Below are 14,804 nucleotides of genomic sequence, written 5' to 3'. Positions count from 1 at the left end.
GGTATTTTGTTAGAAGCTATTGTTATGTAATATTGATTCTAATATTTTTATCATGGCACATAAATTTGTACGCTTAGTTAAAAAAGGGGAGGAAAGTTTAAATAAAAAAAGTAAAAAAGTATATCTCTACAGGTATAACTTTAGCAGTCAAAAACTAGAAAAAGCTAGACAGGTAATTTGGGGAGATTATTTACGAATTGATGAAAATCATGATACAAGCCACCTTGATTCTAAATGGATTCCTGTTGTATGGTCACCTCGATTTAATCCAGAAACTTTATACATAGATGAAAGCTATACATCTAAAGAACGCCCATTAGAGATTATTTTTCTAGATGTTGGTCAGGGAGATGGTGCAATTTTAATTTCTCCTGAGCAAAGCTCAGAGGAGAAAATTTTTGTTATTGATGCCGGGGAAAGTGAAAACATGTATACTTTTTTAAAAGCAAGATTTAACCCTTATCGTAGTTTTAAATTTGAAGGTGCTATCATAACACATCCTGATAGAGACCATTATCTAGGCTTTGAAAATATCTTTAAAGACCACAGATTTGGTTTTAAAAACATCTATCAAAATGGACTTGTTGAAAGACCTGTGAGTGGAAAGTTTGAAAAAGTTGGTGGATTCAAAACTGACCCTGATAACGGTAAAGATTATATATATGACCTTGCAGAATCAAAACATGATATAGAAAAGCATTTTTCGGATGATACAAACTTTGGGAGATATGAATTCCCTCCAATAATGTTTAATGCTCTTAATAATCCTTTGATTGAAAACTTTGCTATACTTTCTACCCATCCTAAACACAGCACCCATGAAAATGGTAGAGCCTTTATGCCAGGCTTTGCCCCTTCAAATAATCTACCGTATCAAATTGAAATTCTTGGACCTATCATTGAGGAAAAGAATGGAAAATTAAGACTTAGGAAAATTAGTAATCAATATGGAAAAACAAAAAATGGACATTCCATTCTTCTAAGATTACATTTTGGGAAATTTAAAGTGTTCTTTGGAGGCGACCTAAATTCTATTGCTGAAAAGTTTTTGTTAAAACATTATACAAATAGAACTCGTTTCCCCCAAAAAGGAAGCTTAAAATCAAAAGAAATGATTGAAGAAGCCAAAAATTGGTTTGAAGCTGATATAATGAAAACATGTCATCACGGTGCTACAGATGTAACTGATGAATTTTTATCTGCTGTAAATCCTGCGTGCTTTGTTATTTCATCAGGGGATGAAGAAGGACATATACATCCAAGACCTGATTTGTTAGGAAGATTAGGAAAATTTGGAAAAGGCGAATCACCAGTTATTTTATCCACGGAGCTTCAAAGGTCTACAAGAGAGTTTGAAGATGAGACGAAGGTTAAGAAGGTTTTAAAAAAGCTTAAGACTATGACCAATGAGTCAAATAAAGCTAAAAGAACTGAGATTAAGGAAAAAATTGAAAGAGATATTCATGATTTAACTAAGTTAAATGTTGAGACTTATGGAGCAATTTATTTGAAAACTGATGGACAAAGGTTAATTACTGCATTTAAAATTGAGGAGAAATCCGATAAGAAAAAATGGTTTTATTTCGAATATTTAATTGACGATGATGGAAAATTAAAATTAAAACATGTAAGTGGTTGATTACTATCATACATGAATTTGATAAAATAAAAACTATATAATACAGGTATTTCATGAAACAAAAAATAATATTATCCCTGAACCAAAAAGAATTGGAAAAATTTATAACAATAGTTCAAGGAAGTCAAATTAGAGAGTTGGACAATTTAGTAAAACTAGTAATCGGAAAAACTGATAAGGATGGTTATATTAAAAGAAGAGTTTACGAAGCATTATCTGATTTAAGTGGATTCGAAATTGATTATATAAAAGATAACCAAAGCTTGAAAACAGATTTAGGATTAACTATTTACCATAAAAAATCTTTAAAGCGATATTTCCAAAGAATAGTAAGAGATTTAAAGTCCAATAAAACTGTCACAGTAATTGAATGTGAAAAATTAACTAAAGTATCTGATTGTATTAAATTGGTAAAATCAAAAATATGAAGCATATAATATTGATTATTACGTTCATCATTTGTGCTGATTTTTCATATAGTCAAGGCGGAAACTTTCTTAATCGTATTACGTTAAGAAAGTCATTTCAAAGTAAAAATGATAAGGCAAAATCCGCAAATTTTACTTACACTAATCCAAAAAACAAAAGTGAATCATGGCTATTAAATGCTGCTATCGGAGTTAATGTATTGAATGATTCTAATGAAGTTGTAACATTATCACCTTACATTGAGTATCATAAAAACACTTTAGTAGATAAAGAACAAGACAATTGGCAAACTGGATTAGCGTTAGAATGGCAAACAAGGGATATATCAATAAAAAAATGGACTCCAATATTAATCTCTTCTTTGAAATATAACGAAGATGAAGTCAAAGATATATCTTCATTTCAAGGTAATCTATATGTTACAGCTATTGCTAAAGGCAAGGCTAAGAAAGCAAAATTCTTTTATATTCCAAACACCATTGTAGATATAGGTAGAATATTTCAATTTGTGTATTCACCTTATATAGGATTGGAAAATGAAAATAGAATATCGGCTGAAGAGATTCTGAGTGAAGGTAATATTTATCGTGCTTTATTAAGACTTACCTCAAACATTAGCCTTTTCCCTTCATGTGATAATTGGAAAGATAAGTTTGAATTCAATATAGATTGGCAGTACAGGTATATTCTCTCTGAAGATGTTGATAACTTTGACAAAGAACAACATAACTTTTTCACAGCAAGTTTTAACTATATGTTCTTTAGTATAGATGACGGTAAAAAAACCGCAAAAATTGGTATCGACTACACAGATGGAGAAGACCCAACAAAGAACTTTGAAGAGCAATCTTTCTATGCTGTTAGTCTTAAAGTCAAATTTTAAAATATTATAATGCTTAAAGTACAATTAGAAACAACCCGTATAGCTTTGAATCAACGAAATTCGTTGATTGCAAATTCAGATACAGAAATGGAAATTTCCATTTTATGTTTCACTCAGCCTCCAAGACCACCAAAACTTAACCCTTGTGATGAGTGCGGAAGATTTAAACTCATATCTGGAGAAAGATTTTATTTCAACGCTAATCCTTCGGTATTTGTAGAAAAAGGCGGTTATCTGAAATTAATAATTCAAAATCAATCAGGGGATGTATGGCAACGTAAAATAGAAGTTTCATCACCACTTAAATAGTTAAAATGGAAGAAATAGAAAACATTAGCAAGGGGCTTAAAAAAGAATTGAAGTTTTCAAATCGTAATTTTAAAGGTTGGTTAGATAACCTTGATATTGAAGTTGATAAATTGACCACATTAATTAAATCAAAAAAAACAATTGCGATAGTTCTAAAATTGATAGTAGTTGTGAGTGGTATTTTGATAGCTTCGGGCTTTTTAAAGGACTTAGACATAGTTGTTCAGATAATTGGAGCAGTTGTTCTACTAATTACTGCCATAGAACGAGTGTTTGCTAATTTAGATAAACTATTAAGTATTGTCGCAGCTAAAAATGCTTTTAGCAGGGTTAGAAGAGAGATTGTCAGAATTCATACAACCAGATTAGGACCGATACTTGGGCTTAAAGAAACAGAACCCGAAAAAGCTGGAAGAAAAATAATTGAACTTCAAGAAGAATTAATCGAGAAGCTTATAAAAGTTGATGATGAGATTAAAACAAATCTTGAAAATAAAAATTATGAACTATTAGGTAGGCTAACACTTGAGGAAAAAGAATAATTATTTTGTTAAAACCCACCACAATACTCCACTACTATCAAAATAAAAAAGCTTCACATTTCTGTGAAGCCTCGTTATTACTAGTGGAGAAGATGGGACTCGAACCCACGACCTCTTGACTGCCAGTCAAGCGCTCTAGCCAGCTGAGCTACATCCCCAATTTCTCATGGTGAAGGGCAAAGTGCCTATCCCCATGGACGTAGTGTTTTCGGGAAGCTACATCCCTTATATTTTTTAATCTGATCCTCTTAAAACTAATAAAGGGATTCTACTGTCAAAATCTTTTTTGAGAACAGCATCTTCTTCCCAAAGCTTCGCAAAGAATCCTCGTTTTCGTCTAAAAACACAAATAAGATCTGGATAATTCTCATTAAGATGTTCTAAAACTCCTTGAAATAAAGTAGCATTTTCAGATGATTTATAGGATGAGGTAATTTCTCCTAAATCTTTGTCAAACTTAGAATCTTCATCTAAGAAATTTGCTGTTTTTACCTGAAGCAGTTTTAAATCACCACCAAAAGTACTTAAAATTTCCTTTACGGGAGTTAACGCATTTTTCTTTTTTACGATACCAGATTTAACTGCCATTAGTATCTTTTTGATAGGTGAAAAAGTATACATTTGAGGAATAATCAATACCGGGATTTCGGTATTTTTTACAAGACTTCCCGAAATTGCACCAAGAAAATAAGGATCTTTGATATCCTTAACTTCTGCTCCCAAAACGAGTAAATTTATAGAGTGCTGTAAATTAAACTTAGGGATTGCTTCAAGAAGTTCACCCTCTAATGGTAAAGCAATTACTTCTACTCCTTTTTTATCAATTTTTGCAACTTTTTCTTCGATAGAAGATGCAGTGATTTCCTTTAATGTTTTGTTTACAGAGGGAAGACTACCAGATCTAGGTAATTCTTTAAAAACCTCTACTACATAAACTTTTGCTTTGAGTTCTTTTGCAAAATCAATAGCATATTGAAGTCTGGCCATACTAATTGAATGTTCAGACAAGCCCAAAGGAACCAATATATTCTTCATTAATTATTATGATTTGTGTTTCAGTGTGTAAAATTACAATTTTAGACCTTTTACTAACTCATTTCTTGATATAATATTATTTTTAACCCTTTTCAGGTAGTTTAAAAAAGCTTTTTTCTTAAAGTTTTTTTAAATATAACCTTTGATTATTAACTGCAATATAAAGTTAGTATTTTTGCTTCTTTCCAAAAAAAATATGATTCGTAAAGCAGTATTATCTGATCTGGATGCTATTTACACATTGACTCGAGCTTGTGCCAAAGCAATGATAGCTAATGGTATCTATCAATGGAATGAGCATTATCCAACCCAAGAACGTTTTCAAAAAGATGTAGAACTACAAGAGTTATATGTCCTGGAGGAAGAGAACCACATCAAAGGGATTATTGTACTCACAGACCTAATGGATGAAGAATATGTTCCTGTAACATGGTTAACAGCCAATACTAATAATCTTTACATACATCGTGTAGCGGTTGATCCAGAATATTGGGGAAAGGGGTATGCTCAAAAACTAATGGATTTTGGTGAAGACTATGCTCGAAAAAATCAATATCAATCGGTAAGATTAGATACGTTTAGTCAAAATAAGAGAAACCAAAAATTTTATGAAATCAGAGGATATCAACGCTTGGATGATATCTATTTCCCAAAACAAAGCGAACACCCATTTCACTGTTATGAACTCATTCTATGAGCAAGGTAATTGGTTTTAAGAATATAAACCGACTAGCTATTCCGGCTATTGTTGCTGGTATTGCAGAACCATTACTATCGATAACCGATACCGCTATCGTGGGTAACATTCCCGAATACGGTACCGAATCACTTGCAGCGGTAGGTATTGTAGGGTCGTTTTTGTCTGCATTAATATGGATTCTCGGGCAAACCCGAAGTGCAATATCTGCTATTATTTCTCAATACCTGGGAGCAGGCAAAATTGAAGAAGTAAAAACATTGCCCGCTCAAGCTATTTTCTTTAATGTAGCACTTAGCGTTTTTGTATTGATCTCTACGGTTTTCTTTGTTGAGGAGATTTTTAAATTATACAATGCTTCAGGTTTAATTTTAGAATACTGTGTGGTTTATTATGACATTAGAGTTTGGGGATTTCCTTTAACTTTATTCACATTTGCTGTTTTTGGTATTTTTAGAGGACTACAGAATACATTTTGGCCAATGATTGTTGCTGTGATTGGTGCAGTAGCCAATATAGTTTTAGATTTTTTTCTGGTATATGGGATCGAAGGTTTTATTACTCCGATGGGGATTCGCGGAGCAGCATGGGCAAGCTTAATTTCGCAACTCTTAATGGCGGTTATCGTTTTTATACTATTGTTAACCAAAACTAATGTAAGTCTCAAGTTACGCTTTCCATTAAATAAAGAATTGGGTAGACTGGTTACGATGAGTCTTAACTTATTTGTACGATCTATTGCACTAAATACAGCATTGTATTTTGCAACATCTAATGCTACCGAATATGGAGATGAATATATAGCTGCATATACCATAGCAATGAATATCTGGATGTTTACTGCATTTTTTATTGATGGTTATGGTGGAGCGGGTAATATCCTTGGCGGAAAACTATTAGGCGCAAAAGACTATACATCCCTCTGGAAATTAGGAAAGCGTGTAAGTAGCTATGGTATTGGTGTGAGTTTGATTTTGGCAATATTTGGGTTTATATTTTATGATACAATAGGAAAAGTATTTACAAGCGAAACCATAGTGTTAGAAACATTTTACAGTGTCTTTTTTATTGTTTTGATTGTACAGCCTATTAATGGTTTGGCTTTTGTCTTTGATGGAATTTTTAAAGGCCTGGGTGAAATGAAGTATTTAAGAAATGTATTATTAGGAGCAACATTCTTAGGATTTATACCGACTCTTTATTTATGCAATTTTTTTGATTTAAAGCTGTATGGGATATGGATAGCATTTACGGTTTGGGCGCTTTTTAGAGGAGTAGCACTTCTCATTAAGTTTAGAAATAAGTTTTTGCCCTTGATCTCTTAAAAAGGATAAATAAGGACAAATAGTAATGGAGCATAGATAAGAATTAATAAAATCCCTATTCGTAATCTATTTTTTTCAAAAAACTCTTCTAACATCTTCTTTATATATTTTTTATGAACCATCTTTATATAAACGTATTATATTTTAGATAATTACAATTAATTTTCACTAAGAAATAAGCATTTGATCGTATTAAGATTGTTTATTAAACAATTTCAATACAGAGGTCACCAGATGGGTGAATGATACCACCTAAAATAATTATATGTGGTATTTTAATCTTCGGTTGGTATTAGTTACTTTTACTATAAAAGTTATAACAATAATGATACCAAGATCTAACGGAAGTCTATATACGCATACAGAAAATACCATTGCAACGATAGAATTTGGTCACCATGCCAGCAATTCTTTCCCTTCAGAATTATTAACGAGATTAGCTAAAGCTTTTGATGAATTATCAGAAGATACATCGGTGTCTGTAATCATTCTTAAATCAGAAGGAGATCGAGCATTTTGTGCAGGAGCGTCTTTTGATGAACTAATGGCAATAACAAATCTTGAGGAAGGAAAACAATTCTTTTCTGGGTTTGCGAATGTGATAAATGCTATGCGAAAATGTACAAAACCAATTATAGGAAGAGTACAAGGTAAAACTGTAGGAGGAGGAGTTGGATTGGCTTCTGCATGTGATTACTGCCTGGCTACAGAAGCGGCATCGATTAAATTAAGTGAACTAACTATTGGTATAGGCCCATTTGTAATAGAACCAGCAGTATCAAGAAAAATAGGATTAGCTGCTTTTGAAGCTCTTGCATGGGATGCATCACAGTGGAAAAATGCATATTGGGCAAAAGAACAAGGATTGTATGCCCGCGTTTTTGAAACGATAACAGAGTTGGATAAAGAAGTGCAATTATTTGCCGAAAAACTGGCTGGTTATAACCCGCAAGCAATACAACAAATGAAGAAGGTAAACTGGAAAGGAACAGAGCACTGGGAAGAACTTCTTATAGAAAGGGCAGCCATTTCTGGAGAATTGGTGCTTTCTGAATTTACTAAAAAAGCATTAGAAAAATTTAAAAAATAACACAGTCTACGGTAAACCTCAATTTTGCCTTTGTTATTTTCTTTACATTACATCATTACAAATTTAAAACCTATAATCATGTTAAAAAACATTTTAAACCGTAATGATGTTAAATCATTAAACAAAACAGAACAATCAAGTATTAATGGAGGAAGCAGTTGTTTTCTTATTTGCAGACAAGATTATGTTAATTGTCTAAGTAGTGGAGGTTCTAACTGTCTGGCAGATTATATTGCATGTAGATCTGCATGTTAATATTTATGTAATGTAATTTACTTTTTTAAAATTGTATTTTACTAAGCAATGTAAATTGTAAAGCGGGTTTTCCCGCTTTTTTAGTGAAATCTTAAATCTAATAGGTCAAAGCTTGTTTCAGAAGTTTACTTTTTTTTAAGTTGAATAGTTTAGTATAAGAAAACATTCAAAAAGACGTTGTTTCTTAGTATCGAACTGTATTATAAATTAAAAATCTAAATAATGGATATATTAAACTTTTTAGGAGGCAATGGATTGTTTTTGGTATTAGGAATTGTTCTGGTTGTGGTTTACTTTATAAATAAGAGAAAGAGACGATAATCTTCCGTAACTTTGCCAAAAATTACAAAGTAAGCAATGAGTAAAATTCGTATTACGAAACAATTTTCTTTCGAAACCGGACATGCTTTATATGGATATGATGGTAAATGTAGAAATGTTCACGGTCATAGTTATAAACTAAGTGTAACCGTAATTGGGACACCAATTACAGATACTTCGCATGTAAAACTAGGAATGGTAATTGATTTTGGAGATCTTAAAAAAATTGTAAAAGAAGATATCGAAGATGTTTTTGATCATGCTACAGTATTTAACAAAAATACACCGCATATAGAACTGGCAAAAGAATTAGAAAAGAGAGGGCATAATGTAATTTTGGTAGATTATCAACCTACCAGTGAGAATATGGTAATTGATTTTGCTAAAAAGATTACCTCTCGCTTGCCTGAAGGGATTACGTTATTTTCTTTAAAACTTCAAGAAACCGAAACATCATTCGCAGAGTGGTATGCATCAGATAACAAATAGATCATTTAATTCTTGAGTCCTTTTCTTACCTTTACCTTTTAAATTATACTTATGAACCTTCCTGAAGGGAAAAAAATATACTTTGCCAGTGATAATCACTTGGGGGCTCCAACAGCAGAAAAGAGTTTTCCCAGGGAACAAAAATTTGTAAAATGGTTAGATGAAGTAAAAAAAGATGCAGGTGCTATCTTCTTGTTAGGAGATCTTTTTGACTTTTGGTTCGAGTATAAAACAGTGGTTCCCAAAGGATTTACCAGAACATTGGGAAAATTAGCAGAAATCACAGATTCTGGAATCCCAGTATATTATTTTGTGGGAAATCATGACCTATGGATGAATGGATATTTTGAAGAAGAATTAAATATTCCTGTGTATCACAAACCCAAAGAATTTACGTTTAACGACACTACTTTTTTTATCGGCCATGGTGATGGTTTAGGACCAGGAGATAAAGGATATAAACGAATGAAAAAAGTGTTTACTAATCCTGTAGCAAAATGGTTTTTTAGATGGTTACATCCAGATCTTGGAGTAAAACTGGCACAATATCTTTCTGTAAAAAATAAATTGATTTCGGGAGATGAAGATGTGACTTTTTTAGGAGAAGATAATGAGTGGTTGGTGCAATATTGCAAAAGAAAATTAGAAAGTAAGCACAGGGATTATTTTGTGTTTGGACATAGACATCTTCCTATGGAAATACAATTAAACGAACAATCCCAATACATAAATCTGGGAGATTGGATTACTCATTATACCTATGGTGTTTTTGACGGAAATGAACTTAAGCTAGTAAACTACGATAGCTAGATTTGTTTTCTTTTCTCTATGATTTCTTCAGGAATTGTAATCCCGACCATTTTGGGAGCAATTAATTTACTATGATGATTAAAAAAGAGAATGGTATTGTCGAGTACAGCTTCAATTAAATAATACCCCCCATTGAAATATGCATTTTTTACTCGGGCTTTTGTCATAGAATTAGGGTTAACTTCGATCTCATGAGGATAAACCAGAATCGTATCCTGGCTATCAGATGTTGTAAATGAAGAAAGTTGTATTTCGTTCACTTCGCCAAAAAGAGAAGCAATATAATAGTCGGTAGGATTTTGATATAAAGTGATGGTATCTTCTTGAGTTAAAATTTCGCCCTGTCGAATAACAATAGTCTGATCTGCAAAAGAGAGAATATCTGTTTTATCATGTGTAGCGGTGATACTTGTAATTTTATTACGTTTTAGGTATCTAAATAGATTTCTTCTTAAAGAGCTGCGTCTGAAGTTGTCGATATTCCCAAAAGGCTCATCAAGTAATAACAATTCTGGCCTTTTGGCCAATGCTTTTGCCAATGCTACTCTTTGTTTTTGACCGCCACTCAGATTTTCGACTTTGGTATTGGCAAAATCGCTCATTTCTACAATATCGAGTAATTCATGTACTCTACCTTGTTTTAATTCTGGCTGAAAATTAGATAAGTATTGCCCGATATTTTCTGCAACACTTCGATAGGATTGCAGCTCAAAACCTTGTGAGAGGTATTTCATGTTTTCCTCGCCAGGAACAAGGTTAAAATGCGGTCCTAATATTTTAGTACCATCCCAGGATAGTTCTCCTTCCTGGACATGTAAAAGGCCGTAAATGATTTTAAGTAAGGTACTTTTTCCACAACCACTAGCACCAATTAAGGCAATATGCCGCCCTTTTTCAATAGTAAAACTAACGTTTTTTAAAACGGGAAGTTTATCATATGCGAAGGATATATTGTCTACTTTTAACATTACTCAAATATATTGAACTTTAACAAAAAAAATCCGCTTCTTTTCAGAAAACGGATTTTTTATTTTTTAAGATGAGTTCTTAGTTCTAAATACTATCCTTTTACTTCGTCGGTAACTTTTTCTGGTAATACTTCATATCCCATATTATAGAGTGTAAAACCAAAAATATCGGCATATTGTTCGATAGTTTTACTTACTGGTGTTCCTGCGCCATGTCCTGCTTTGGTTTCTATTCTAATCAATGTAGGATTATCACCAGATTGTTTTGCTTGTAGTTGTGCTGCAAACTTAAAAGAGTGCGCCGGTACAACACGATCATCATGATCTCCTGTGGTAACCAGGGTAGCTGGGTACTGTACGCCTGCTTTTACATTATGTACAGGAGAATATCCTTTTATGTAATCAAACATCTCTTTACTTTCTTCTGATGTACCGTAGTCATAAGCCCATCCTGCTCCTGCAGTAAAGGTATGATAGCGTAGCATGTCTAAAACACCAACAGCTGGTAATGCCACTTTCATAAGATCTGGTCGCTGTGTCATCGTAGCACCAACAAGTAATCCTCCATTAGATCCGCCTCGGATAGCCAAATAATCACTAGATGTGTATTTATTTTCTATAAGATATTCTGCAGCAGCAATAAAATCATCAAATACATTTTGCTTTTGCATTTTTGTTCCCGCAACGTGCCACTTTTTACCATACTCACCACCACCTCTTAGATTAGGTACTGCATATACACCACCTTGCTCCATCCATACCGCATTGGCAATACTAAACGCAGGGGTAAGGCTAATATTAAATCCTCCGTATCCATACAATATGGTTGGATTTTTACCATTTAGTTCGATTCCTTTTTTGTAGGTAATAATCATCGGTATTTTTGTACCATCCTTAGAGGTATAAAAAACTTGTTTGCTTTCGTAATTATCTGGATTAAAATCGATTTTTGGCTTACGATATAATTCTGAAGTACCTTCAGCAATGTTGTATTTATAAATACTACTTGGTGTTTTATAGTTGGTAAAGGTGTAATACAATTCTTTTTCTTCTTTTTTGGCACCAAATCCATTTGCACTTCCTACTCCAGGTAATTCTACTTCACGAATTAATTTACCATCATAATCATATTGCAATACTTTAGACACAGCATCAACCATATATTCTGCAAAGAAGTATCCTCCTCCTGTATTAGGGCTTAATACATTTTCGGTTTCAGGAATAAAATCTTTCCAGTTTTCTGGGGTCGGATTAGAAGCATCTACCGTTACAATCTTTTGATTAGGAGCATTTAGATTGGTAACAAGATAAAGCTTAGAACCTACATTTTCTATAATATAAGTATCACTATCTGTGGTTCCCATAATTGTAACGAGCTTACTATTCGGGTTTGTAAGATCTTTGATAAATAACTTGTTTCCAGAGGTAGAAACACTTGCAGAAATAATAAGATATTGATCGTCCTCGGTAACACTTGCACCAATATATCGGTGTTTTTCTTCTGGAGTTCCTCCAAAAATTAAGGCATCGTCTTTTTGAGGAGTACCTAATTTATGATAATATACTTTATGCTGATCTGTTTTGGCAGAAAGCTCACTTCCTTCTGGTTTATCATAACTAGAGTAGTAAAACCCTTCGTTACCTTTCCAGGATATCCCAGAAAACTTAACATCAACAATGGTATCTTCTATGATCTCTTTGGTTTCAGCATTTTTAACAATTACTTTACGCCAGTCACTACCTCCTTCAGAAATAGAATAAGCGACGAGTTTTCCGTTTTTAGAAAAAGATACTCCACCCAGCGATGTTGTTCCATCTTTACTAAAGGTGTTAGGATCTAGAAAAACTTCGGGCTCATCACCTTCATTTTTAAAACGATAGATAACGTATTGATTTTGAAGTCCGTCATTCTTATAAAAATAGCTATAATCTCCTTCTTTAAAAGGAGCGCCAACTTTCTCATAATTCCAAAGGTCGGATAATCGTTTTTTTAGATCTTTTCTAAAAGGAATATTTTCTAAATACCCAAAAGTAGTTTTGTTTTGTGTAGCGACCCAGTCTTCGGTTTCTTTGCTACGATCATCTTCTAGCCATCGATATGGATCTTCTACTTGAGTACCAAAATATGTATCAACTGTATCTACTGTTTTAGTTTCAGGGTAGTTCAATGCAATGGTAGTTTTGGAGGTTTCTTCTTTAGTTTCGTTTTTGCAAGCCATCATTACTGTAATGATGGATAATACAAGGATTGTTTTTTTCATGATGTAATGCGTTAGATTCACAAATCTATCAAAAGATGTGGGTATAAATGCTAAAGAAAATATAAAAAAGACTGCTCCGCAATTAACCTGTAAAGAAAGTAAGGTTTCTACCATATTGCTTTGGGGTATAGCACTATGTAGGATTAATATGTAGGAGCAGTCAGAATTTTCTGTAAGAAACGAAAAATTTTGGTTTTAGAAAAGTGTTTTGTACTTGTCCCAATATTTAAATATTAAGAAAGCATTTATAAGGAAGACTAATGCTCCGGGACCAATATTGGCAGGGTCTAATGTGGCATGAAACAGAATAATATTTACAGAAATAGGAGCTAATACTACCAGGGCAAAGGGAATGGCTTTATTTGTAAGAAGCAAAAGACCAACAATTACTTCGATAATCCCTACTACTTTTAATACATAACTATTGGCTAATGCACCAAAAAAAATACCAGCATCGGGATTGGCAAATTCAAAAGCTGGCATGAATTCAAAAAATTTATTACTTCCAAAAACGACTAACATCACTCCCAGTAGTATTCTTAAGGCTAAAATCAAGGTGTTCATTTTTATATTTTAAGGGATTAAACTGCTGTATTAGAGGGAGAAATGTTAAAAACCTTACAGAAATTATAAGAACAAATAATCCTGCTTTAAATAAAAAAATCCTTGCTTTCGAAATGAAAACAAGGACCTTTTTTATAGTATTGTTGTGATAGATTAACCTATAAGTTCATTTTCTACCAGGTATTCTCCGATTTGTACTGCATTGGTAGCAGCTCCTTTACGCAGGTTGTCAGATACTATCCACATATTAAGAGCATTCTCTCTAGAATGATCTCTTCTTATTCTACCAACAAAAACATCGTTTTTACCTTCGGCGTAGATCGGCATAGGATAGGTATTTGTATCAGGATTGTCCTGTACAGTAACTCCAGATGTTTCGTTTAGAAGTTGTCGTATTTCATTTTCATTGAAATCATTATCGAATTCGATATTTACACTTTCACTATGCCCACCAACTACAGGAATACGAATTGCTGTTGCTGTTACTGCGATAGTGCGGTCATCAAGAATTTTCTGAGTTTCGTTTACCAATTTCATTTCTTCTTTGGTGTATCCGTTTTCCTGAAACACATCACAGTGTGGGATAGCGTTACGGTGAATAGGATAAGGATATGCCATTTCTCCTTTTTCACCGGCGTATTCATTTTCTAATTGTTGTACTGCTTTTACTCCGGTACCTGTTATAGATTGGTATGTAGAAATCACAGCACGGTTTATTTTATATTTATCGTGTAATGGACCCAAAGCCATAACCAATTGTATAGTAGAACAATTAGGATTGGCAATAATTTTATCTTCTTTGGTCAATGATTTAGCATTGATTTCTGGAACAACTAGTTTTTTTGTAGGATCCATTCTCCATGCAGATGAGTTATCGATAACCGTTATTCCTGCTTCTGCAAATTTCGGAGCCCACTCTTGAGAAGTGCTTCCTCCGGCAGAGAATAAGGCAACATCTGGTTTCATTTCTATGGCAGTAGCAAGTCCTACTACAGAAAACTCCTTGCCTTTATATGAAATTTGTTTCCCAATAGATCGTTCTGACGCTACAGGAATTAATTCTGTTACCGGAAAATTTCTTTCTTCTAATACTTTTAACATTACGGTTCCTACCAGACCGGTAGCACCTACTACAGCTACTTTCATCAGTTTATTTTTGTTTTCATTTTCGCAAGGCGAAAGTCATA

Annotated in this window: 16 protein-coding genes and 1 tRNA gene; 11 read left to right on the top strand and 6 right to left on the bottom strand. The window is 33.2% G+C overall.

Translation table 11 applies throughout. The annotated features are described in order from the left end of the window. The first annotated feature begins 52 nt into the window (after positions 1 to 52). The 5 genes from ATO12_RS06060 to ATO12_RS06040 all read left to right on the top strand — a co-directional run bounded on the left by ATO12_RS06060 (position 53) and on the right by ATO12_RS06040 (position 3,802). Entirely contained in the window at positions 53 to 1,639 is a 1,587-nt protein-coding gene (locus ATO12_RS06060) for a ComEC/Rec2 family competence protein (RefSeq protein ID WP_034240120.1), read from the top strand. 53 nt (positions 1,640 to 1,692) lie between these two features. Further along, a complete protein-coding gene (locus ATO12_RS06055) occupies positions 1,693 to 2,067 on the top strand; it encodes a hypothetical protein (RefSeq protein WP_034240117.1) in 375 nt (124 codons plus the stop codon). Then, a complete protein-coding gene (locus tag ATO12_RS06050) occupies positions 2,064 to 2,951 on the top strand; it encodes a hypothetical protein (RefSeq protein WP_034240114.1) in 888 nt (295 codons plus the stop codon). The genes ATO12_RS06055 and ATO12_RS06050 overlap by 4 nt, the downstream gene beginning before the upstream one ends. An 87-nt stretch (positions 2,952 to 3,038) precedes the next feature. Further along, positions 3,039 to 3,260 carry a hypothetical protein gene (locus ATO12_RS06045; protein ID WP_165583343.1) on the top strand — a complete coding sequence of 74 codons (222 nt, stop codon included), beginning with the start codon at positions 3,039 to 3,041 and terminating at the stop codon, positions 3,258 to 3,260. A gap of 5 nt (positions 3,261 to 3,265) precedes the next feature. Further along, positions 3,266 to 3,802 (top strand): hypothetical protein, encoded by a 537-nt coding sequence (locus ATO12_RS06040; RefSeq protein ID WP_034240110.1) that lies wholly within the window; start codon positions 3,266 to 3,268, stop codon positions 3,800 to 3,802. Positions 3,803 to 3,886: 84 nt separating this feature from the next. On the opposite strand, the gene ATO12_RS06035 is transcribed toward ATO12_RS06040, so the two are convergent. Then, positions 3,887 to 3,960 (bottom strand) — tRNA-Ala (locus ATO12_RS06035). 76 nt (positions 3,961 to 4,036) lie between these two features. Next, the gene (locus ATO12_RS06030) at positions 4,037 to 4,837 is read right to left on the bottom strand and encodes a universal stress protein (protein WP_034240108.1); all 801 of its coding nucleotides are present in this window, start codon (positions 4,835 to 4,837) and stop codon (positions 4,037 to 4,039) included. Positions 4,838 to 5,033: 196 nt separating this feature from the next. Between ATO12_RS06030 and ATO12_RS06025 the strand changes: the two genes are divergently transcribed. The 6 genes from ATO12_RS06025 (at position 5,034) to ATO12_RS06005 (ending at position 9,824) form a co-directional block, all read left to right on the top strand. Beyond that, positions 5,034 to 5,534, top strand: a complete 501-nt coding sequence (locus ATO12_RS06025) for a GNAT family N-acetyltransferase (protein ID WP_034240105.1) — start codon at positions 5,034 to 5,036, stop codon at positions 5,532 to 5,534. Then, positions 5,531 to 6,859 (top strand): MATE family efflux transporter, encoded by a 1,329-nt coding sequence (locus ATO12_RS06020; protein WP_034240102.1) that lies wholly within the window; start codon positions 5,531 to 5,533, stop codon positions 6,857 to 6,859. The genes ATO12_RS06025 and ATO12_RS06020 overlap by 4 nt, the downstream gene beginning before the upstream one ends. Positions 6,860 to 7,184: 325 nt before the next feature. After that, positions 7,185 to 7,949 (top strand): enoyl-CoA hydratase/isomerase family protein, encoded by a 765-nt coding sequence (locus ATO12_RS06015; RefSeq protein WP_034240100.1) that lies wholly within the window; start codon positions 7,185 to 7,187, stop codon positions 7,947 to 7,949. Between the two features lie 78 nt (positions 7,950 to 8,027). Then, positions 8,028 to 8,204 (top strand): hypothetical protein, encoded by a 177-nt coding sequence (locus tag ATO12_RS25975; protein WP_165583342.1) that lies wholly within the window; start codon positions 8,028 to 8,030, stop codon positions 8,202 to 8,204. A gap of 357 nt (positions 8,205 to 8,561) precedes the next feature. Next, on the top strand, positions 8,562 to 9,014 hold the full coding sequence (locus ATO12_RS06010; RefSeq protein WP_034240099.1) for a 6-pyruvoyl trahydropterin synthase family protein: 453 nt from the start codon (positions 8,562 to 8,564) through the stop codon (positions 9,012 to 9,014). A gap of 51 nt (positions 9,015 to 9,065) precedes the next feature. Next, positions 9,066 to 9,824, top strand: coding sequence for a UDP-2,3-diacylglucosamine diphosphatase (locus tag ATO12_RS06005; RefSeq protein ID WP_034240097.1), 759 nt, complete (start codon positions 9,066 to 9,068; stop codon positions 9,822 to 9,824). On the opposite strand, the gene ATO12_RS06000 is transcribed toward ATO12_RS06005, so the two are convergent. The 4 genes from ATO12_RS06000 to ATO12_RS05985 form a co-directional block, all read right to left on the bottom strand. Then, entirely contained in the window at positions 9,821 to 10,792 is a 972-nt protein-coding gene (locus ATO12_RS06000) for an ABC transporter ATP-binding protein (protein ID WP_034240095.1), read from the bottom strand. The two genes, ATO12_RS06005 and ATO12_RS06000, sit on opposite strands and share 4 nt — an antisense overlap. A 92-nt stretch (positions 10,793 to 10,884) precedes the next feature. Next, a complete protein-coding gene (locus tag ATO12_RS05995; RefSeq protein WP_034240465.1) occupies positions 10,885 to 13,053 on the bottom strand; it encodes a prolyl oligopeptidase family serine peptidase in 2,169 nt (722 codons plus the stop codon). Between the two features lie 195 nt (positions 13,054 to 13,248). Beyond that, a complete protein-coding gene (locus tag ATO12_RS05990; RefSeq protein ID WP_034240092.1) occupies positions 13,249 to 13,617 on the bottom strand; it encodes a DoxX family membrane protein in 369 nt (122 codons plus the stop codon). Between the two features lie 153 nt (positions 13,618 to 13,770). After that, positions 13,771 to 14,763, bottom strand: coding sequence for an aspartate-semialdehyde dehydrogenase (locus tag ATO12_RS05985; protein ID WP_034240090.1), 993 nt, complete (start codon positions 14,761 to 14,763; stop codon positions 13,771 to 13,773). Between the last annotated feature and the right edge of the window lie 41 nt (positions 14,764 to 14,804).

The organism is Aquimarina atlantica (genome assembly GCF_000626715.1).
In the GTDB taxonomy this organism is placed as follows: domain Bacteria; phylum Bacteroidota; class Bacteroidia; order Flavobacteriales; family Flavobacteriaceae; genus Aquimarina; species Aquimarina atlantica.
This window is presented reverse-complemented; position numbering and strand designations above follow the sequence as displayed.

What these genes read in the sequence shown, in the direction of transcription:
- ATO12_RS06030 (WP_034240108.1), bottom strand. Translation starts at nt 4,837, where the DNA reads ATGAAGAATATATTGGTTCCTTTGGGCTTGTCTGAACATTCAATTAGT.
- ATO12_RS05995 (WP_034240465.1), bottom strand. Translation starts at nt 13,053, where the DNA reads ATGAAAAAAACAATCCTTGTATTATCCATCATTACAGTAATGATGGCT.
- ATO12_RS06015 (WP_034240100.1), top strand. Translation starts at nt 7,185, where the DNA reads ATGATACCAAGATCTAACGGAAGTCTATATACGCATACAGAAAATACC.
- ATO12_RS06055 (WP_034240117.1), top strand. Translation starts at nt 1,693, where the DNA reads ATGAAACAAAAAATAATATTATCCCTGAACCAAAAAGAATTGGAAAAA.
- ATO12_RS05985 (WP_034240090.1), bottom strand. Translation starts at nt 14,763, where the DNA reads ATGAAAGTAGCTGTAGTAGGTGCTACCGGTCTGGTAGGAACCGTAATG.
- ATO12_RS06020 (WP_034240102.1), top strand. Translation starts at nt 5,531, where the DNA reads ATGAGCAAGGTAATTGGTTTTAAGAATATAAACCGACTAGCTATTCCG.
- ATO12_RS06050 (WP_034240114.1), top strand. Translation starts at nt 2,064, where the DNA reads ATGAAGCATATAATATTGATTATTACGTTCATCATTTGTGCTGATTTT.
- ATO12_RS06010 (WP_034240099.1), top strand. Translation starts at nt 8,562, where the DNA reads ATGAGTAAAATTCGTATTACGAAACAATTTTCTTTCGAAACCGGACAT.
- ATO12_RS06000 (WP_034240095.1), bottom strand. Translation starts at nt 10,792, where the DNA reads ATGTTAAAAGTAGACAATATATCCTTCGCATATGATAAACTTCCCGTT.
- ATO12_RS25975 (WP_165583342.1), top strand. Translation starts at nt 8,028, where the DNA reads ATGTTAAAAAACATTTTAAACCGTAATGATGTTAAATCATTAAACAAA.
- ATO12_RS06005 (WP_034240097.1), top strand. Translation starts at nt 9,066, where the DNA reads ATGAACCTTCCTGAAGGGAAAAAAATATACTTTGCCAGTGATAATCAC.
- ATO12_RS05990 (WP_034240092.1), bottom strand. Translation starts at nt 13,617, where the DNA reads ATGAACACCTTGATTTTAGCCTTAAGAATACTACTGGGAGTGATGTTA.
- ATO12_RS06025 (WP_034240105.1), top strand. Translation starts at nt 5,034, where the DNA reads ATGATTCGTAAAGCAGTATTATCTGATCTGGATGCTATTTACACATTG.
- ATO12_RS06040 (WP_034240110.1), top strand. Translation starts at nt 3,266, where the DNA reads ATGGAAGAAATAGAAAACATTAGCAAGGGGCTTAAAAAAGAATTGAAG.
- ATO12_RS06045 (WP_165583343.1), top strand. Translation starts at nt 3,039, where the DNA reads ATGGAAATTTCCATTTTATGTTTCACTCAGCCTCCAAGACCACCAAAA.
- ATO12_RS06060 (WP_034240120.1), top strand. Translation starts at nt 53, where the DNA reads ATGGCACATAAATTTGTACGCTTAGTTAAAAAAGGGGAGGAAAGTTTA.